Annotated in this window: 15 protein-coding genes; 8 read left to right on the forward strand and 7 right to left on the reverse strand. The window is 65.9% G+C overall.

The genetic code is table 11. From position 1 onward, the window contains the following. The first annotated feature begins 14 nt into the window (after positions 1-14). The 4 genes from ACTAQI_RS06665 (at position 15) to ACTAQI_RS06680 (ending at position 4,293) form a co-directional block, all read left to right on the forward strand. A complete protein-coding gene (locus tag ACTAQI_RS06665) occupies positions 15-776 on the forward strand; it encodes an SDR family NAD(P)-dependent oxidoreductase (RefSeq protein ID WP_457950272.1) in 762 nt (253 codons plus the stop codon). A 94-nt stretch (positions 777-870) separates the two neighbouring features. After that, on the forward strand, positions 871-2,547 hold the full coding sequence (locus ACTAQI_RS06670; protein ID WP_457950273.1) for an FAD-dependent oxidoreductase: 1,677 nt from the start codon (positions 871-873) through the stop codon (positions 2,545-2,547). Position 2,548: 1 nt separating this feature from the next. Then, positions 2,549-2,878 (forward strand): Dabb family protein, encoded by a 330-nt coding sequence (locus ACTAQI_RS06675; protein WP_457950274.1) that lies wholly within the window; start codon positions 2,549-2,551, stop codon positions 2,876-2,878. Between the two features lie 8 nt (positions 2,879-2,886). After that, entirely contained in the window at positions 2,887-4,293 is a 1,407-nt protein-coding gene (locus ACTAQI_RS06680) for an MFS transporter (protein WP_457950275.1), read from the forward strand. 78 nt (positions 4,294-4,371) lie between these two features. Here ACTAQI_RS06680 and ACTAQI_RS06685 read toward each other — a convergent pair whose 3' ends face one another. Beyond that, positions 4,372-5,217, reverse strand: coding sequence for a GNAT family N-acetyltransferase (locus ACTAQI_RS06685; protein WP_457950276.1), 846 nt, complete (start codon positions 5,215-5,217; stop codon positions 4,372-4,374). A gap of 87 nt (positions 5,218-5,304) precedes the next feature. Next, positions 5,305-7,101 carry an aspartate--tRNA ligase gene (aspS, locus tag ACTAQI_RS06690; RefSeq protein ID WP_457950277.1) on the reverse strand — a complete coding sequence of 599 codons (1,797 nt, stop codon included), beginning with the start codon at positions 7,099-7,101 and terminating at the stop codon, positions 5,305-5,307. 96 nt (positions 7,102-7,197) lie between these two features. On the opposite strand from aspS, the gene ACTAQI_RS06695 reads away from it, so the two are divergent. After that, positions 7,198-8,451: an APC family permease gene (locus ACTAQI_RS06695; protein ID WP_457950278.1), complete on the forward strand. Its 1,254-nt coding sequence runs from the start codon at positions 7,198-7,200 to the stop codon at positions 8,449-8,451. 8 nt (positions 8,452-8,459) lie between these two features. Here ACTAQI_RS06695 and hisS read toward each other — a convergent pair whose 3' ends face one another. After that, positions 8,460-9,830, reverse strand: coding sequence for a histidine--tRNA ligase (hisS, locus tag ACTAQI_RS06700; RefSeq protein ID WP_457950279.1), 1,371 nt, complete (start codon positions 9,828-9,830; stop codon positions 8,460-8,462). Between the two features lie 227 nt (positions 9,831-10,057). On the opposite strand from hisS, the gene ACTAQI_RS06705 reads away from it, so the two are divergent. The 3 genes from ACTAQI_RS06705 (at position 10,058) to ACTAQI_RS06715 (ending at position 13,425) form a co-directional block, all read left to right on the forward strand. Continuing rightward, complete coding sequence (locus tag ACTAQI_RS06705) at positions 10,058-10,876, forward strand: peptidylprolyl isomerase (protein WP_457950280.1); 819 nt, start codon at positions 10,058-10,060, stop codon at positions 10,874-10,876. Between the two features lie 65 nt (positions 10,877-10,941). Continuing rightward, on the forward strand, positions 10,942-12,552 hold the full coding sequence (locus ACTAQI_RS06710) for a DUF349 domain-containing protein (RefSeq protein ID WP_457950281.1): 1,611 nt from the start codon (positions 10,942-10,944) through the stop codon (positions 12,550-12,552). 102 nt (positions 12,553-12,654) lie between these two features. Continuing rightward, entirely contained in the window at positions 12,655-13,425 is a 771-nt protein-coding gene (locus ACTAQI_RS06715) for a hypothetical protein (protein WP_457950282.1), read from the forward strand. Here ACTAQI_RS06715 and ACTAQI_RS06720 read toward each other — a convergent pair. From ACTAQI_RS06720 to yajC, 4 genes are all read right to left on the reverse strand, one after another. Next, positions 13,306-15,696 (reverse strand): RelA/SpoT family protein, encoded by a 2,391-nt coding sequence (locus tag ACTAQI_RS06720; RefSeq protein ID WP_457950283.1) that lies wholly within the window; start codon positions 15,694-15,696, stop codon positions 13,306-13,308. The genes ACTAQI_RS06715 and ACTAQI_RS06720 overlap by 120 nt on opposite strands. A 148-nt stretch (positions 15,697-15,844) precedes the next feature. Further along, entirely contained in the window at positions 15,845-16,861 is a 1,017-nt protein-coding gene (gene secF, locus ACTAQI_RS06725) for a protein translocase subunit SecF (protein WP_457950284.1), read from the reverse strand. Continuing rightward, positions 16,861-18,618, reverse strand: coding sequence for a protein translocase subunit SecD (gene secD / locus ACTAQI_RS06730; RefSeq protein WP_457950285.1), 1,758 nt, complete (start codon positions 18,616-18,618; stop codon positions 16,861-16,863). Before secD ends, secF begins: the two co-directional genes overlap by 1 nt. 100 nt (positions 18,619-18,718) lie before the next feature. Then, positions 18,719-19,126 (reverse strand): preprotein translocase subunit YajC, encoded by a 408-nt coding sequence (yajC, locus tag ACTAQI_RS06735; protein WP_457950286.1) that lies wholly within the window; start codon positions 19,124-19,126, stop codon positions 18,719-18,721. Positions 19,127-19,284 lie beyond the last annotated feature (158 nt).

Below are 19,284 nucleotides of genomic sequence, written 5' to 3' on the forward strand. Positions count from 1 at the left end.
AAGGAGCAGACCACATGAACACCACAGCGAACCGCGCGGCAGGCAAGACTGCAATCGTCACAGGCGGCCGCGGTGATTTGGGCAGCGCCACCGCCGCCCTGCTGGCAGAACACGGCGCAGTAGTCGCCAGCCTGGACGTCGCCGGCATCCCTGCCGCAGCCTCCCACACCAACATCAGCGAGTACGACGTCGATGTCACCAGCGAGGAGAGCGTCGCGGAAGCCGTCCGCCGGGTCCGCGGGGATCTCGGCGCGCCGGACATCCTGGTCAACGCCGCCGGAATCATCGGGCCGGCCGGTGCGTCGCACACCGCCTCGCTGTCCGACTTCGACACGATCTTCAACGTCAACGTCAAAGGTGTTTGGCTTATGACGAAGCACGTGGTCCCCGGCATGATCGAAAAAGGCGCCGGCAGCATCGTCAACTTCTCATCCATTCACGGCATCACGGGCGGCCGGAACGTGCCGTTGTACCACGCCACCAAGGGCGCCGTCCGGCTCTTGAGCAAGTCCGACGCAGCGGCATACGGCGCCCACGGTATCCGGGTGAACTCCATCCACCCCGGCTCCATGGACACCCGGATGAGCCGGCGATCCGCCGAACAGTCCGAGATTGGCCCCGAGGCCTATTACAAGCAACTGGTCGGTTCGAATCCCCTGCCGCGGCAGGGCAAGCCGGAGGAGATCGCCTACGGCGTGCTGTACCTGGCCTCCGACGAGTCCCGCTTCACGACGGGCTCCGAGCTCGTGATCGACGGCGGCTACACCGCCGTCTGACCCGGCCCGGTATCCCGGCGCCGGCAGCCGCTGAAACAGAGCTGCCGCGCTGACCTTTTGCGCACCCAATTATCACTCCTGAAAGGCAACACCCATGAAATTCGTCCATGGAACCGAAGCGGAACGCTACGACGTCGTCGTCGTTGGTTCCGGTGCCGGTGCACTCACTGCGGCGGCCACCGCAGCGCGCGCAGGCAAGTCCGTCGTCGTCCTCGAAAAGAGCGCCCTGCTGGGCGGCACGTCCGCCGTCTCCGGCGGAATGCTGTGGGTGGCGGACAACCACCACGCCCGGGAAGCCGGCATGACCGATTCGAAGGAAGCGGCCGCAAAGTACGTTCGGGCGGTTGCCCGGGGCCGCGGCCGCGACGAATTGCTGGACGCGGCCCTGGCCTATGGGGACCGGATGCTCCGCTTCGTGGAAGACGAGTGCGGCGTCCGCTTCATCTTCCTCAACAATTTCCCGGACTACCGCCAGGACCTGCCCGGCGCCGTTGAGGGCGGCCGCACCGTGGAACCCGAGCTGTTCAACAGCAAGGATGCCCTCGGTGCGCTGGCCGCGCACGTCCGCACGGACGGCCGCGCGCCCTTCACCATGCAGGAATACGAAAACTGGGGTGCGTTTACCAAGTTCCCCTGGGACGACTTGAACCAGCGCCAGGCCGACGGGTTGGTGGCCAAGGGACAGGCGCTCGTGTCCATGCTGCTCGCCAGCCTGGTCCGCGACGGCGCAGCGTTCGCTACCGGGGCCCGCGGCCACCGGCTGCTCACGGACGGCACCCGGGTGACCGGCGTCGAACTGGAATCGGGCGAGGTGTTCCATGCGAACGACGGCGTAGTGCTGGCCACGGGAGGCTTCGAGTGGGACAAGGAGCTGGCCGACTCGATGCTCGCCTCAAGGCTGTACACCATGTGCTCGCCGCCCTCGAACACCGGCGACGGCCTGCGGATGGCCCAGCGGCTTGGCGGTCAGACCCGCGGCACCAGGGAAGCATGGTGGGCACCGATGTCAGTCACCGGCGACACCCGCGACGGGCAGCCCATCGGCACCCTGCTGCGCTTCGAACGCCAAGGCCCTGGATCGATCATGGTGAACCGTCACGGCCGCCGCTTCGCCAACGAGTCGCAGAACTACAACGACCTCGCCCGCAGCCTGCAGTCCTGGGACTCAGCCGCGAACCAGACCCTTAACACCCCGGCACACGTGGTGGTGGACCACGCCTACATGGAGCGCTACGGCATCCTTGCCCACCGCGCCGGCCAGCCCACCCCCGGCTACCTCGTCGAGGCGGACACGCTGGAAGAACTGGCGGCGAAGATCAATGTTCCCGCTGAAAACCTCGCCGCCACGGTGGCACGGTTCAACGAATACGCCGTCAAGGGCGAAGACCCCGACTTCGGCCGTGGCGAAAGCGCCTACGACAAGTACTGGGGCGACGACGGGAACCCGTACCCGAACCCGTCCCTCGGTCCGCTGCAGACCGGGCCGTTCTACGCCATGGAAGTGGTCAACGGCGTCTTCGGCACCAACGGCGGCGTGGCAACGGACGCGCTGGCCCGCGTGCTCGACGTCGACAACCGGCCCATCGAAGGCCTGTTCGCCGCAGGAAACACGACCGAGAACGCCTACGCCGCGGGCTACCCGGGTGCCGGAGCCACCCTTGGGCCGATCATGACCATGGGCTACCTCGCCGGCCGCACCCTCGCCGGCCAGTCCCCGGAGTACCGAGCGGCTGAACGGAACGAAGCCGCCGTGGAACTGGTGGGAGCCTGAGATGATCCGCCATACCGTGCTCTTCAAGTTCAAACCGGACTTTCCGCCCGCTGACAGGCAGGCCTGGATCACCGGACTCAACAAAATGGCCGGAAACATTCCCGGCATGCTCAGCCTGACCCACGGCGCGGACGTGCTCGAGACCGAGCGCTCCTTCGACTACGCCATAGTGGCCGATTTCGAAACGGTCGAGGACATCGCGGTCTACAACACGCATCCCTTGCACGAGCCGCTCAAGTCCTACTCATTCCCCAACAGCCAGCAAATCCTCTCGGTGGACTTCCACCTTGCGGATTCCCGGCAGTCCCCCACTGAGACACCGACGTCCTGAGGAGAACCATGCAGTCCCCATCCCATTCGGCAGCAGACCCCATCCAGCGTAAGACTCCGGGCAAGGCCGCCCTGGCGTCCTTCCTCGGCAGCACGCTGGAATACTACGACTTCTTCATCTACGGGACGGCCGCCGCCTTGGTCTTCCCGCACCTCTTTTTTCCCACCGCAGACCCGGCAATCGGACTGATCAGTGCATTCGCGACGTTCGGCGTGGCTTACGTCGCCCGCCCGGTTGGCGGCCTGGTCATGGGCCACTTCGGTGACAAGCTGGGCCGCAAGAAGATCCTGCTGCTCACCCTGGGCATCATGGGCCTGTCGTCACTGGGTATCGGGTTCCTGCCCGGCTACGAGCAGGTGGGCATTTGGGCACCGATCCTCCTGGTAGCCGGCCGCTTGGCCCAGGGGTTCTCCGCCGGGGCGGAATCGGCCGGCGCTTCAACCCTGACCCTTGAGCACTCGCCCGAAGGAAAGCGGGGTTATTTCACCAGCTTCGTGATGACCGGCTACGCCTCCGGCATGGTGCTCGCCACCCTCATCTTCATTCCGGTGGCAGCCATGCCGCAGGAAGCCATGATGGCCTGGGGCTGGCGAATCCCCTTCTGGCTCTCGATCGTGGTCCTTGCCATTGCATATTGGGTCCGGACCCACCTGGACGAAACCCCGGTCTTCGAGGAAGCCCAGGAAAAAGACCAGGTGGCCCCAATGCCCATCAAGGAGGTCCTCACGTTCCAGGGCACTGACGTGCTGCGCGTGGTAGGCATGTCCATCATGTCCGTGATGCAGACCATCTTCACCGTTTTCGGGTTGGCCTACGCCACGTCCACCGCAGGCTTTGACCGCGCATCCATCCTGACCGTAAACGCCGTAGCCATCGGACTGTCCATGGCCGCCATGCCGCTCGCCGCCAGGCTGTCGGACCGGATCGGACGGCGCCCCCTTATGCTGACCGCCGCGATCGGCTGCTCGGTTACCATCTTCCTGTACTTCCTGGCGCTGTCCTCCGGCAACCTGGCGTTGGTCTTCGTTGCCGCATTCCTGAACATGACCGTGCTCTACTCGTGCTTCAACGGCATCTGGCCCTCGTTCTTCGCGGAACAGTTCGCAGCCCCCGTGCGGTACACCGGCATGGCACTGGGCAACCAGCTGGGACTCGTCCTGGCCGGCTTTGCACCGATGATCGCGGGCCTGCTGCTCACCCCGGGTGTCACCGGATGGATTCCGGTGGCCGTGTTCGCCACGGTCTGCATGCTGATCGCGGCGGCATCGGCCTTCTACTCCCGGGAGACATTCAGGACACCGATTGCCGAACTGGGCGCCCCCTACCTGCAAGGATCCGCATTGCGCCGTGACCTGCTGCCCGCTAACAGGCAGGAACTGCAGGACGCACCAACAGCCGGCACCTCAATCCCCTGAATCCCCCGGTCCCTTAAAGGAACTGGACGTGCGCAAAGCTCCCAGCCCCCGGAAAATGTCCTACGCGTCGGAGGATGGCTAGCAACCAGTCAGGGCGTGGCGGGGGCGTTCCTGCCGGTACAGATAGCGGCCGGCTTCGCTAAACCCGGCCTTAGCGTAAAGTTCCTGCGCGCCATGGTTCGCCGCCGTGACCAGCAGCCAGAAGCCCTCCACGCCCCACTCGCTTCCGGCCCGCAGCAGGGACTCCATGATGGCGGCTCCAAAGCCCTGGCGGCGGGCGGCGGGCAGGGTGGCCATGCAGTAAAGGCCGCCCTGCCTGGTGCCGTCGGGAAGGGCAAGGCGTCCGACGGCGGCGGGCCGGCCAGCGCCGTCCCGGACCAGGGCGTACACAGAAGGGCATCCTTCAAGAATTGCGCGGGCAGTGGCCAGGGCATCTTCCCCGCCGCGGCCGTCCACCTCCCACCAAATCCGCAGCCAGTCCGCGGACGGCTCCGTGGAAAGTTCGACCGGCGAAAGTTCCAGTGCCTGGGTGCCCAGGCTGGCTTCCGGAACCGGTTCCGCCGTAGCAGAGCGGGTCATGACCAGGGTCACGGACTGGCGGGTGAAGCCTTCAGCGTCGAGCAAGTCGTGGAGGGCCCCCGTTGCGGGGGTGTCGAACAGCTGGAAGATCACGGGCAGACGGCGGCTGCGGTACCAGGACCTGGCAGTCCTGAGCAGTCCGCCGAGGTCCTCCCCAGCCGCATCCCCACCGGGTTGCCCAGCCGATAGCGTGCGCGGCCAGATGGAGTTGGCCCGCTGGGTGACGCCTGCCGCCGCCCGCAGGGTCCAGCCTCCGGCGTCCTGGCGTTCCAGTGCAGGCCACGCTGCGTCCATGGCGGACTCGAGGTCCAGGGGTGCAGGACTGGCAGGGCCCGGTGTGGTCATTGGGCTGTTCCTTCGTTAACTGCAGGAGGTCCCCCGGGCTGACCGGGGAACCTCCTGGGCCTGCAGCCTGACGCTGCCTGTTGTGCTCTACTGCTTTGCTTCGGGCTTCTTCTCTTCCGGCTTGCGGGCCTCCGGCTTGAAGTCCACGCCTGCCTCCTTGCGCTGCTGCGGCGTGATGGGGGCCGGGGCCTCCGTCAGGGGGTCATGGCCGCCGCCGGACTTCGGGAAAGCGATGACGTCGCGGATGGACTCAACTCCTGCCAGCAGCGACACCACGCGGTCCCAGCCGAACGCGATGCCGCCGTGCGGGGGTGCGCCGTACTTGAAGCCCTCCAGCAGGAAGCCGAACTTGGTCTGGGCGTCTTCCTTGTCCAGACCCATCAGTTCGAAGACGCGCTCCTGCACGTCACGCTGGTGGATACGGATGGAACCACCGCCGATTTCGTTGCCGTTGCAGACAATGTCGTAGGCATAGGAGAGCGCAGACTCGGGGTCCTTGTCGAAGGTGTCAAGGAACTCCGGCTTGGGTGAAGTGAAGGCGTGGTGGACGGCGGTCCACTGCCCTCCACCCACAGCGACGTCGCCCGAGGCAACGGCTGCGGCGGCGGGCTCGAACATGGGCGCGTCCACAACCCAGCAGAAAGCCCAGTCGGTGGGATCGATCAGGCCGGTGCGGTGGCCGATTTCCACCCGTGCGGCACCCAGCAGGGCACGCGACGGGGTCTTCTCGCCCGCAGCGAAGAAGATGCAGTCGCCGGGCTTGGCGCCGACCGCGTCGGCCAGTCCCGCGCGTTCGATCTCGGTGAGGTTCTTGGCCACCGGGCCTGCGAGCTCGCCGTCCTCCTTGTACAGGACGTAGGCGAGGCCCTTGGCGCCGCGCTGCTTGGCCCATTCCTGCCAGGCGTCCAGGGCGCGGCGTGCCTGCGAAGCGCCGCCGGGCATGACCACTGCACCCACGTAGGGAGCCTTGAACACGCCAAAGTTGGTGTCCTTGAAGAAGTCAGTGAGCTCGGTCAGTTCCAGGCCAAAGCGAAGGTCCGGTTTGTCGGAGCCGTAGCGCGCCATGGCGTCTGCGTAGGTGATGCGCTGGATCGGCGTGGGGATGTCCACTCCGATGAGCTGCCACACCGCCTTGACGATGTTTTCGCCCAGCCTGATGATGTCATCCTGGTCAACGAAGCTTGCCTCAATGTCCAGCTGGGTGAATTCCGGCTGCCGGTCCGCGCGGAAGTCCTCATCGCGGTAGCAGCGGGCAATCTGGTAGTACTTCTCGAACCCGCCCACCTGCAGCAGCTGCTTGAAAAGCTGCGGGGACTGCGGGAGGGCGTACCAGGAACCCGGGGCCAGGCGTGCCGGAACCAGGAAGTCACGGGCGCCTTCCGGCGTCGAACGCGTCAGTGTGGGCGTCTCAATCTCCACGAAGCCCTCCTGGTGGAGCAGGTCGCGCGCCACCCTGTTGGCCTCGGAACGGAGGCGCAGGTTGCGGCTGGGGCCGGGGCGGCGCAGGTCCAGGTAGCGGTGCTTGAGGCGGGCTTCCTCGCCGACTTCCACATGTTCGTCAATCTGGAACGGCAGCGGGTCAGAGGTGTTGAGGATGGTGACGTCCTCGGCGATGACCTCGATCTCGCCGGTGGCCAACGCGGGATTCTCGTTGCCTTCGGGACGCTTGGACACTGTGCCCCTGACCTGCAGGACGTACTCGTTGCGCAGCCCGTGGAACACTTCTTCCTCGCGGACCACCACCTGGGCCACGCCGGAAGCGTCGCGCAGGTCCACGAATGCCACACCACCGTGATCACGACGGCGGCCCACCCAGCCGGCCAGGGTTACGGTTTGTCCAATGTGCTCGGAGCGAAGGGATCCGAGGTCATGTGTGCGCAGCACAGCACGCCTTTCTGCGGGAAAACAGTGGGAAGTCAATATGATCGTTGCGGGAACGATCCCGTCCGAGTTTACCCGCTGGAAAGGGACTGCCGCCGCATGAGCGAACCGCAGCAGCTGCAACGCAGGCTGGGAACCTTTGATGCCACCGCCATCGGACTGGGTTCCATGCTGGGCGCCGGCGTCTTTGTGGTCTTCGCGCCGGCCGCCGCGCTGGCCGGAAATCTGCTGGTCCTGTCCGTGGTGGTCGCCGGAATAGTGGCGTACTGCAACGCCGTGGCCTCTGCCGCCCTCGCCGCCAAATACCCCACCAGCGGCGGAACCTATGTTTATGGCCGGAAACAGCTCGGCGAATGGCCTGGCTTCCTGGCCGGCTGGGGTTTCGTGACGGGCAAGACGGCGTCCTGCGCGGCCATGGCGCTGACATTCGGCAGTTACGTTGCGCGGGACTATGCGGTACCGGTCGCTGTGGCCGCGGTCGTTGCCCTCACCGGTGTCAACCTGCTTGGCATTACCCGGACCGCCCTGCTGACGCGGATCCTGCTGTGCATGGTCCTGGCAACGCTGGTGTTCGTTGCCGTCGCCGCGGTGCTGGGCCCGCACCCGGCGGCAGCGGCAACCGCCACGCAGTCCGGCGGTGCAGCAGGAGTCCTTCCTGCCGCCGGCCTGATGTTCTTCGCGTTCGCCGGTTACGCCCGAATTGCCACGCTGGGCGAAGAGGTCAGGAATCCGGCCCGGGCCATCCCCCGGGCCATCCTGGCGGCACTGGCGGCTGCTTTCGTCATCTACCTGCTGCTGGCAGTGCTCCTGCTGGCCCATCTCGGAGAGCGGCTTGCCGCGTCCAGGACTCCCCTGCTGGAGGCCGTACTTGACTCAAGGCTGGCCGTTGCCGCACCGCTGGTGCAGGCAGGCGCCGCCGCCGCGTGCCTGGGCGCCCTCCTCGCGCTCATCACGGGCGTGGGCCGGACCACGCTTGCCATGGCACGGGAACGCGATCTTCCGGGGCCGCTCGCCCGGGTGGGCGGCACCCACACCGTCCCCTTCGTGGCCGAACTGGCCGTGGCCGCCGTCGTCATCCTGCTCCTGCTGACCACAGACGTGATGACGGTGGTGGGCTTCTCAAGCTTCGGCGTGCTGGTCTATTACGCAGTGGCGAATGCCTCCGCCTATACCCTTGCCGCCCATCCCGGCTACGCTCCCCGCTGGCTCAATGCCGTGGGTTTCCTTGGCTGCGTGGTCCTTGCCTTCACCCTGCCGCCGGCGCCGGTCCTGACCATGGCGGCGGTCCTTGCTGCGGGCGTGGCAGGGCGCTGGCTGGTGCTGCACTTCCGGCAGCACCAACCCCGGCCCTAAAGGCACTGCTAGACGGAAGCTGCCTCATCCGCGGTTGTAGCGACCTGTACAGACAGGTCCTCCAGCGGCGGCATCCAGGTTTCAGGGGCCGCCAGCACCTGTTCGCCGGTGCGGATGTCCTTGACCTGGTGGGTGCCGTCCTCGTCGGTGAACCACACGAACGGGATCCCCCTGCGATCCGCGAACTTGATCTGCTTGCCGAACTTCTCGGCCTTGGCCGCCACCTCGGTGGGGATCCCCCGGCTGCGCAGCAGGGCGGCGACGTCCTGGGCAGCGCCCCAGCTGTCGTCGTGGTTCAAGGCCACCAGCACGGCGGTGGGAACCGACCGGGAAGCCTTGGCCAGGTCCTGGCTCAGGATCCGGGACACCAGGCGGGTGACGCCGATGGAGAGCCCCACGCCCGGGAATTTGCGGTTGCCCTTCGACGCCAGGGCGTCGTACCGGCCGCCCGAACAGATGGACCCCAGCTGTTCGTGACCCACCAGCACAGTTTCAACCACAGTGCCGGTGTAGTAGTCCAGGCCGCGGGCGATGCTGAGGTCTGCCAGGACCTTGCCGGGAGCCCGCTGCACGGCTGCGTCGATGACCTGTTCCAGTTCGTCCAGGCCTTCGTCCAGGAGGTCATCGCTGACGCCCAGCGCACGGACCTGGGCCACGAAGGACGTGTCTTCGGTGCGGATGGCTGCAAGCTGCAGGGCTTTGGCTGCCTGGTCTTCGGTTGCGCCGAGCTCGGTCCGGAGCAGTTCGGCCACCTTGGCGGGACCGATCTTTTCGAGCTTGTCGATGCTGCGGAGCACACCTGCGGTGTCATCGAGGCCGATGCCGCGGTAGAAGCCTTCCGCAAGCTTGCGGTTGTTGATCCGGAGGCGGAAATCGGGGATGGGCAGGGCGCTAAGGGCTTCGGCGATGACAAGCGCAATCTCCACGTCATAGCGGAACGGAAGCTCGCCGTCGCCCACCACGTCGATGTCAGCCTGGGTGAACTCGCGGGCCCGGCCTTCCTGGGGCCGCTCGCCGCGCCACACCTTCTGGATCTGGTAGCGGCGGAACGGGAAAGCCAGGTAACCGGCGTTTTCCACGACGTAGCGGGCGAACGGTACCGTCAGATCAAAATGCAGGGCAAGCGCATTGGGATCCGCTTTGCCGCCCTTGACGGGGTTGTCGCTCTCGTCCTCCTGCAGCCGGCTGAGGCCGTACACTTCCTTGTCGATCTCACCCTTGCGGAGCAGTTGGCCCACGGTCTCCACTGCGCGGGTTTCGATCGAGCCAAACCCATGCAGTTCAAAGACCCTGCGCAGGGTATCGAGCACATGCAGCTCCACCAGCCGCTCCTCGGGAAGCCACTCGGGGAATCCGGACAGGGAGGCGGTGCGTGCCATGGGGAAGGTTCTCCTTAGGGATGGATGGTGCGGCGACGCTGGCGGCCACACCGCGAAGGCGGCGTACGGCGGCAGCACAGCCAGCCATGCATAAACTATGTGCGGCAGCCAGTTTATGCGTCATCCGTGTGCATCTCTAATGCGGCGGACCTGCACGGCCTGGCCTTTAATACCTGCGCCCGGCGGCCGACCGCCGGGCACCAGCAGCCCGACGATGAGGAGGACCCTTGGCGGCCAGTTCACGCAGTGCCCGCGAAACGAAACGGCGCATCCAGCAGATGGAAGCCAAGCGTGACCTCCGGCGCGACCAGGAAAAGCGGCGGAAACGCGACAACCTTGTGGCCGCCGGTGCCGGAACCGCCGCCGTGGTGCTCGCCGTCGTCCTTCAACTCACCGCGTTCGCCGGAAACCCCACCGAGGACGAATATGCTGCTGCGCAGGCAGGGCTGACGGAACCGTCCGCGTCCGCAAGCGCCTCCGCTACTCCGTCCGCCGCAGCAACCAACGCGCCCAACATTCCGCCCGCGGACACCGCCGCCGGCAAGACGTTCGCCGGCCAGCTGGTGCTGAACGGGAGCCCGCTGGGGGTGGAGGTGGACGGCACCAAGGCTCCGCAGGCAGCAGCCGTCTTCAAGTCGCTCAGTGACGAAGGCTATTTCGGTGGCAAGACGTGCCACCGGCTCACCACCGCCGATAAGTTCGGCGTGCTGCAGTGCGGCTCACCCAACGGCGACGGGCAGGGCGACCCGAACTACACGTGGGGCCCGCTGGAGAACACCCCGGCCGACAACGTGTACCCGGCCGGCACCATCGCCGTGGCCCGCACCGGCAACAACGCCTACGGCAATGGGACGCAGTTCTTCATTGTCTACAAGGACACCACCATCCCGGCAGACGCCGCCGGCGGCTATACGGTGGTGGGCAAGGTGACCTCGGGGCTTGATGTCGTGTCCACCATCGCCGCCGCAGGCATCACGCCGGGTGCCAGCGACACGGACGGCGCGCCAAAACAACCAGTCACGATAGACTCGTTTTCTCTGAAGTAGGAGCCGGGGCGCAAGGCCGCGGTGCAGTACGTGAGTATTTCCCTCCAAGCGAAAGACTTTTAGCGGTGACAGACAGTCAAGAATCCGACGAAACAGCAACAGGCGTAACTGAAACAATGGCTCCGGCCGGCGATGACGCTACCGATACTGCTGCACATGCCGAGCAGGCACCTGTGAACCCTGAAGCCATGGCTTCCGGGAAGCGCACCGCGGAAGAAGGTGCTGCGCAGGACGTGGAAGGACACGACGCGGAAGACCAGGCCGGTTCGACCCCCGCCCTGGAAGCGTCCGCGCCTGCCCCGGCAACCGCACCGGCTCCCGGGCCGCGGCCGTCTGCACCGTCGCCTGCTGCCTTCGCGTCACGTCCCAAGCCCGCTGCCGCTGCTCCCGCCGCCGCACCGGTTCCTGCAGCGCCCAGCACGTCTGTCGCCGAGGCCTCCAAGTGGGGCCGCGTGGAAGGGGACGGCCACGTCTACCTGAATATCGATGGCGGCGAGCACCCCGTGGGTCAGTACCCCGGCGTGAGCGGCGATGAGGCGCTGATCTACTTCGCGCGGAAATACGACGACGTCGTGGCCCAGATCGTGCTCCTTGAGCAGCGTGTCAGCTCCAAGGCTCCCAGCACGGACATGCAGAAGACAGTAACGCACCTTCGTGAACAGCTCGCCGAACGGAACATGGTGGGCGACCTTCGGGCAGCCGAAGCGCGTCTGGACAAGCTGGCCGGCCAGATCACCGAGCTGGAGAAAGCCGAAAAGGCCGAGCACGATGCCGTCCGCGCCTCCGAGCTTGCAGCGCGTGAGGCCATTGTTTCCGAGGCAGAGCAGATTTCCGGCCAGGATCCTGCGCAGACGCAGTGGAAGACCTCCAGCGCCCGGATGAACGAGCTCTTCGAGAACTGGAAAACAGCGCAGAAGAGCGGCGTCCGGCTGGGCCGCAGCAATGAGGACGCCCTGTGGAAGCGCTTCCGGGCGGCCCGCACCGTCTTCGATCGTCACCGCCGGGCATATTTCTCCCAGTTGGACAGCAACAATTCTGCTGCGAAGTCTGCCAAGGAAAAGCTGATTGCTGAGGCCGAGGCCCTTTCCACGTCCACTGACTGGGGCTACGCCGCCGGCGAATACCGCCGCCTGATGGACCAATGGAAGGCATCGCCGCGGGCAAGCCGTAAGGACGACGACGCTCTGTGGGCCCGGTTCCGCGCCGCCCAGGACGTCTTCTTCACGTCCCGCCAGGCCGCCAACGACGAAATCGACCAGGAATACGCCGCCAACCTCACGGTGAAGGAAGCGCTGCTGGCCGAGGCCAACACCATCCTGCCCGTGAATGACCTGGCAGCCGCCAAGAAAGCCCTTCAGTCCGTCCGTGACCGCTGGGAAGAGGCCGGGAAGGTCCCCCGGGCGGACATGGGCCGGATCGAGGCCGGGCTCCGGAAGGTGGAGGACGCCGTCCGCCACGCCGAGGAAGAGCAGTGGCAGCGGTCCAACCCGGAGCGCAAGGCACGCACCAACAGCGCGCTGACCCAGCTTGAGTCCGCCATTGCCGGGCTGCAGGAAGACCTTGCCAAGGCCGAGAAGAGCGGCGACCAGCGCAAGATCAAGGCTGCCCAGGAAGCCCTCGAGGCACGCCAGGCCTGGCTTGACCAGATCCAGCGTTCCGCCAGCGAGCTCTCCTGACTCTTCCTGTCATATGCTGACGGGCACAGGCCCGGTCCCGGTTATCCACATAACCCGGACCGGGCCTGTGCCTGTTAACCACGGTCCGGGGAGGATGGAGGTATGGCCACACCTCTTTCCTCCGCCGCCCGCCCGGGCAGGGAACCCTCCACTGCCACCCCACGGCCGGGTTGCCCGGCAAGCGGAGTAGAGGCGGCTGCGGCGCCCCGCTTTCCCGAGCTGTACGCACCCGGCCTGCCCTTTGCCGGTCCAGAACTCCAGTCGCTGGCAGCTGACGGGCTGCTGGCCCGCTTCCATCAACACGGCTACACCCTCCCCGGCCTGCCGGCGTCCCCGCAGCTGCGGGCAAAGGCAGCAGCGGGGGCCGTACCGGCAGCCATACGGCAACGCGTTGTCGCGGGGCGCCTGACGGCGGCCTGGATCTACGGCTGTGCGGCGGAGCCGGACAGGCTGGCTCTGCTGGTGGACGCAAAGCGGCGGGTGTCCAGCCTCCGGAACACCCGCGGCTGCACGCTGCACGAAGTGAAGCTGGGTCCGTTCGATGTCATCAGCCTGGGCGGACTGATGGTTTCCAGTCCCCTGCGGACCGCCCTTGATATCGCCCTGCACGTGGAACCGGAACGCGCCGTGCCCGCCCTCGCCGCCCTGCTGGCAAGGCCCCAGCAGGATGTCCGGCTGGGACTCCTGGTGCGCGCCATCGAGGCGACACCCAGGGTCCCCCACAAACGGGCCGCCCTGGAAAAGCTCGCCCAGCTAGCTCCGGCGCTTGTTTCCGGTAGTGCGGTAGACGTCGAAGACCCCGTCGATCCTGCGGACGGCGCTCAGGACGTGGCTGAGGTACTTGGGGTCACCCATTTCGAAAGCGAACTTTGAAATCGCCACCCGGTCCGTGGAGGTATGGACGCTGGCCGCCAGGATATTGACGTGGTTGTCCGACAGGACCCGCGTCACGTCCGAGAGCAGGGACTTGCGGTCCAGGGCCTCCACCTGGATTTCCACCAGGAAGACGCTCGACTGGGTTGGTGCCCAGTCCACGTCCACAATGCGGTCCGGCTGGTCCTTCAGGTCGGAAATATTGGTGCAGTCGGTGCGGTGCACGGAGACCCCGGACCCCCTGGTCACGAAGCCCAGGATCGGATCCGGCGGAACCGGCGTGCAGCAGCGGGCCAGCTTCACCCAGACATCGCCCACGCCGCGGACCACAACGCCGGAGTCGGAGAAGCGGGCCTTGCTGACCTGGGAGGGGATGCTGACCTCTTCGACGTCATCATCGGCGCTCTCGTTGCCGCCCAGGCTTTCGACCAGCTTCTCCATAACCGACTGGGCGGATGTGTGCCCGTCGCCCACGCCGGCATACAGGCCGGAGATGTCCACGTACTTGAAGTCCTCGGCCACGGCGGCCAGGGCCTCATGCGTCATCAGGCGCTGCAGCGGAAGGTTCTGCTTCCGCATGGCACGGGTCAACAGCTCCTTGCCGCGGTCAATTGCCTCTTCGCGGCGTTCCTTGCTGAACCACTGGCGGATCTTGTTGCGCGCCCTGGCGCTCTTGACGAAGTGCTGCCAGTCCTGGCTGGGCCCGGCACCCTCGGCTTTCGACGTGAAGATCTCCACCCAGTCGCCGTGGTTCAGTTCACTGTTCAGCGGGACCAGCTTGCCGTTGACCCTGGCACCAATGGTGCGGTGGCCCACCTCGGTGTGGACGGCGTAGGCAAAGTCCACCGGCGTTGATCCCGCCGGGAGCGCCATGACTTCGCCCTTGGGCGTGAAGACGAACACTTCCCGGGCGTTGATTTCAAAACGCAGCGAGTCCAGGAACTCGCCGGGGTCCGAGGTTTCCTGCTGCCAGTCCACCAGGGAGCGCAGCCATCCCATGTCTCCGTCGCGGGGGCTTCCGGGACCCACCGCGGTACGGTTTGGCTGGTCCTTGTACTTCCAGTGGGCCGCCACGCCGTACTCGGCCCGGCGGTGCATCTCATGCGTGCGGATCTGGATCTCCACCGGCTTGCCGCCCGGGCCGATCACGGTGGTGTGCAGCGACTGGTACATGTTGAACTTGGGCATCGCGATGTAATCCTTGAACCTGCCGGGCAGCGGGTTCCAGCGCGAATGCATGGCCCCCAGGGCGGCGTAGCAGTCCCGGACGGAGTCCACCAGGACGCGGACACCCATGAGGTCGTTGATGTCGTCGAAGTCCTTGTCGCGGACAATCATCTTCTGGTAGATGGAGTAGTAGTGCTTGGGCCGGCCGGTAATGGTGGCTTTGATCTTGGCGGCGCGCAGGTCCTCGGTGATCTGGTCGCGGATCACGCCCAGGCTCTTTTCCCGCTCCGGGGTCCGGTCGCCCACCATCCTGACGATTTCTTCGTAGACCTTGGGATAGAGCGCAGCGAAGGACAGGTCCTCGAGCTCCCACTTGATGGTGTTCATGCCCAGGCGGTGTGCCAGCGGAGCAAAGATTTCCAGGGTCTCGCGGGCCTTGCGGGCCGACGATTCAGCCGACACGAAGCGCCAGGTGCGGGCGTTGTGCAGCCGGTCCGCCAACTTGATCATCAGGACGCGGATGTCCTTGGCCATGGCCACGACCATTTTGCGGACCGTTTCGGACTGGGCAGCCTCACCGAAGCTGACTTTGTCCAGTTTGGTCACACCGTCCACCAGCATGGCAACTTCCGGCCCGAAGTCCCGCTTCAGGTCCGCGAGGGTGTATGGAGTGTCCTCGACGGTGTCGTGCAGCAGGGCAGCCGCCAGCGTGGTCCCGCTGAGGCCGAGTTCGGCGAGGATGGTGGCCACAGCCACCGGGTGGGTGATGTACGGGTCACCGCTCTTGCGCTTCTGTCCGCGGTGGCTGCGCTCTGCGACGTCGAACGCACGCTGGATGAGGTCAAAGTCTTCTTTGGGATTGTTGGCGCGGACCGTCCGGAGCAGCGGTTCAAGGATGGGCGAGTATGTGGCCGTTGCCCGTCCTGTCAGGCGGGCAAGCCTGGACCGGGTGCGCTCCCGGCGGCCGGGAAACGTGGCTCGTGAGCCTGAATTGTCCACGGGAACCAACGAACCCGGGCGCGCGGAGGATGCCGCACCGGCCTGTGCACCGGCAGGACCTATTTCTTCCTGTGCCGTTGGCGCCGACGCCGAACGTTCTTCCAATGAAGCACCCCTCACCACCGTTTAATTACTCCAGTCTATTCCTCCGGGCAGCCACTTTTATAACCGGCCCCGCATACGCGGAGGCCGGACAACGCAGAGTCTGCGTTGCCCGGCCTTTGATGGATCTACGGCTGCGTTCAGACGCGGGTCAGGCCTTGGCCGCCGACGCCGGAACTGCGCGTTCCGCTGTTCCGGCACGGCGCTGCTCGACGCGCCTGGCCTGCTTAACCAGGTCCGGCTCGCCTTGCCGGAGCCAGGCATACATCGGGGCGGCCACGAAGATGGTGGCGGCCGTGCCGATGAGGATTCCGACGAACAACGCCAGGGACAGGTCGCGCAGGGTTCCCGCACCCAGGAGTCCGGCACCGATGAAGAGGATGGCCCCCACAGGGAGGATGGCCACCATCATGGTGTTGATGGAACGGACCAGGGTTTGGTTGACCGCGAGGTTGACTTCCTCACCGAACGTCCGGCGCGTTGATGCGTCGATTCCGGTGGTGTTCTCGCGGATCTTGTCGAAGACCACCACAGTGTCATACAGCGAGTAGCTGAGGACGGTCAGGAATCCGATGATGGCCGACGGCGTGACCTCGAAATCACTCAGGGCGTACACCCCGGCCGTGATGAACATGGTCACGGCCATGCCGGCCAGAGCCGAAAGGGACATCTTCCACGTGCGGAAGTACAGGGCCATCAGCAGGGCCGCGAGCAGCACGAACACCACCAGGCCGATCAGCGCCTGCTTGGTCACGTCGGCACCCCACGTGGGACCGACGAAGGTTGAAGTCACCTCGTTGTCGGTTACGCCGTAGGCGCCGGTGAGGCCCTGCTTGATCCGGAGGGTCTCGTCGTCCGTCAGCTTGTCCGTCTGGATGCGCATGGTGTTGCCGGCAACGTTTGCAACGCGAGGAACACTTCCGGCCACAACGTCGGTCACGGCTTTCTCGCCGATCGTGGCATCAGTGGTCTTGACGTTCGAGACCGTGAATTCAGAGCCGCCGCGGAACTCAATACCGAGGTTGAAGCCGCCCTTGGCCACCGGGATGAGGATGGACAGGGCCACTCCCGCCGCGGCGATGATGAACCAGATCTTCTTGGCGCCTACAAAGTTGTAGGAACGCTTTCCGGTGTAGAGCTCGTTGCCGAATGTAGCGAAGCCTGACATTACTTGTTCTCCTTCGCGGACGTCTTGGACGAGCCAGCCAGCTGTTCCTGCTTCTCTGCCAGGCGCCGTTCGGCGATGGTCATGCGGCGCTCGGCCTCTGCCGCTGCACCGGTGTTCTTGGTGCGGACCACCACGGGCTTGTCCTCCGGGGTGCGGACGCGGCCTGCGCCGCGGTACAGCGGCACGGCCCCCAGCCGTTCCGGATCCAGGCCGGAGAACTTGTGGCCTTCACCGAAGAATCGGGTGCGGGCCAGGAGCTGCAGCGTCGGGTGCGTGAACATGAACACCACGATGAGGTCGGCGATGGCCGTCAGGCCCAGGGTAAACGCAAAACCGCGGACGTTGCCCACGGCCACGAAGTACAGGACGAGCGCAGCCAGCAGGTTGACAGCCTTGGAGGCCAGGACGGTGCGCTTGGCACGCTTCCAGCCGTTTTCGACGGCGGACACGAGTCCGCGCCCTTCACGCAGTTCGTCGCGGATGCGCTCGAAGTAGACGATGAAGGAGTCCGCGGTCTGGCCGATGGCCACGATGATGCCGGCGACGCCCGCCAGGGACAGCCGGTAGTTCTCCGTCCAGCCCAGGATGGCGATGGCCAGGTACGTCAGGGCACCGGCCACTACCAGCGACGCAATGGTGACGAAGCCCAGGGCGCGGTACTGGAACAGCGAGTAGACCACCACGAGCAGGAGCCCGATCAGGCCGGCCAGCAGGCCCATGCGCAGCTGTTCACCGCCGAGCGTGGCGGAGATCTGCTGTTCGCTCTGGATGTCGAAGCTGATGGGAAGGGCGCCGAACTTCAACTGGTCGGAGAGCGCCTTGGCGGTCTGCTCGGTGAAGCCGCCGGTGATCTGCGGACGTCCGTCGGTGATGACAGCCAGCGAACGCGGGGCGGAGATGACCTGGTCGTCCAGCACAATGGCGAACTGGGACTTGGGGTCGGTGCCCGATTCCCCGCCGGCGGCCACGTAGAACTGGTTGAGGCGCTCGGTGACCGTCTTGAACTTGGCCGTACCGTCGGCGTCGAACTGGATGTTGACGGCCCAGTCGTTGGTCACAGCTCCCTGCGCGCCCTGCTGCAGCTGGAAGGAAGAGGTGACAATGTTGCTGCCCTTCACCTCCACGGGACCCAGGATGTACTTGATGGCAGGCGACTTGTCGGTGGCAGGCTCGCAGGTCACCAGCGGCTTGGTGGGATCTGACCGCTTGGATTTCTCGGCCGCGGGGCTGTTGCAGTCAAGAGCCTCGAACTGCTTGTAGATCTCGGGGGTGATCCAGTTGGTGTCGCTGCTGTTGGCCGGCTCAGCTGTCGGCTTGGGCAGCTGGTCCTCCGGGGTCTGCGACTCAGGCGGCACTGCCGCCCCGTCGCCGTTGAGGAGGACGGGGCGGAAGTTCATGTCCGCGGAAGCCTGGATGAGGTTCCGGGTTTCGGCGGAGGGCGTGCCGGGAAGGCTGACCACCACGTTGCGCCCGGACTGCGTGCTGATCTCCGCTTCGGAGACACCGGAGCCGTCAACCCGCTGCCGGATGATCGCCACGGCCTGGTTGAGTTGCTGTTCGTTGATGTCCGAACCGCCCTCCACCTTCGGCGCCAGGATCATCTGGGTGCCGCCTTCAAGGTCCAGGGCCAGTTTGGGTGCCCAGCTGGCCTGCCCGGCGATGGTGCCGCCGGCCAGGACGGCTGTCAGGGCTGCCAGGAGAACGCCAAGCCAGACCAGGACGCGGAGCCCTGGTTTCTTGCGGCCAGTTCGTGCCATTGTCGATCTTTCTCTTATTCGCGGAAGAACCGCCGACGCGGGCTGTTACCTGCGCCGGCGGTGATCCGCAGCGGTAGAGGGAGGAAAGGGGCCAGCGGGCCTAGCTGTCCTTCTTGCCCTCATCGTTGAGGCGCTTCAGGGTTTCTTCCGGGGTCTCGGCGCCCGTGGCGGTGCTCCCGGCTTCCGGAGTGGTGAGTGAGGACGCATCGTCCGGCACTACCGGGGAAGCAGCTGCGGGCTCGGCAGCAGCCTCCGCGACGGGCTCCACGACCTTGGTCACGGCCTGGCGGTGGACGGTGGCCAGGTTGCCGGGGGAAAGTTCAAGGGTGACTTTGTTTTCGGCTTCGTCGATGTCCACGATCCGGCCGAAAAGGCCAAAACTGGTCATGACCTCCACGCCCGGGCCAAACTTCGACTGGAGCTCTGCCTGCTGCTGCTGCGTCTTCTTGTTGCGGCGGAACATCATGAAGATGAACACGCCGAGCATGACGAACAGGAGAATTGACATTGGATCCAAGGGGGAATTCCGTTCTTTTGCGGGTGCAGCTGGTTTTCCAGCGACGTCGGCTTCGCTTCGGCCGGGGCGGCTGGTGGCGCAGGCAGAACGCCTGACAGTCCTTCCCCAAGCGACGGGGGCGTCAGGGCCACCCGCGAAACAAAGACCCG

The sequence above is a fragment of the Pseudarthrobacter sp. alpha12b genome (assembly GCF_054130495.1).

Coding starts and splice junctions, on each gene's coding strand:
- ACTAQI_RS06680 (WP_457950275.1), top strand. CDS start 2,887: ATGCAGTCCCCATCCCATTCGGCAGCAGACCCCATCCAGCGTAAGACT.
- ACTAQI_RS06685 (WP_457950276.1), bottom strand. CDS start 5,217: ATGACCACACCGGGCCCTGCCAGTCCTGCACCCCTGGACCTCGAGTCC.
- ACTAQI_RS06670 (WP_457950273.1), top strand. CDS start 871: ATGAAATTCGTCCATGGAACCGAAGCGGAACGCTACGACGTCGTCGTC.
- ACTAQI_RS06695 (WP_457950278.1), top strand. CDS start 7,198: ATGAGCGAACCGCAGCAGCTGCAACGCAGGCTGGGAACCTTTGATGCC.
- ACTAQI_RS06665 (WP_457950272.1), top strand. CDS start 15: ATGAACACCACAGCGAACCGCGCGGCAGGCAAGACTGCAATCGTCACA.
- ACTAQI_RS06675 (WP_457950274.1), top strand. CDS start 2,549: ATGATCCGCCATACCGTGCTCTTCAAGTTCAAACCGGACTTTCCGCCC.
- ACTAQI_RS06715 (WP_457950282.1), top strand. CDS start 12,655: ATGGCCACACCTCTTTCCTCCGCCGCCCGCCCGGGCAGGGAACCCTCC.
- yajC (WP_457950286.1), bottom strand. CDS start 19,126: ATGTCAATTCTCCTGTTCGTCATGCTCGGCGTGTTCATCTTCATGATG.
- hisS (WP_457950279.1), bottom strand. CDS start 9,830: ATGGCACGCACCGCCTCCCTGTCCGGATTCCCCGAGTGGCTTCCCGAG.
- secD (WP_457950285.1), bottom strand. CDS start 18,618: ATGGCACGAACTGGCCGCAAGAAACCAGGGCTCCGCGTCCTGGTCTGG.
- secF (WP_457950284.1), bottom strand. CDS start 16,861: ATGTCAGGCTTCGCTACATTCGGCAACGAGCTCTACACCGGAAAGCGT.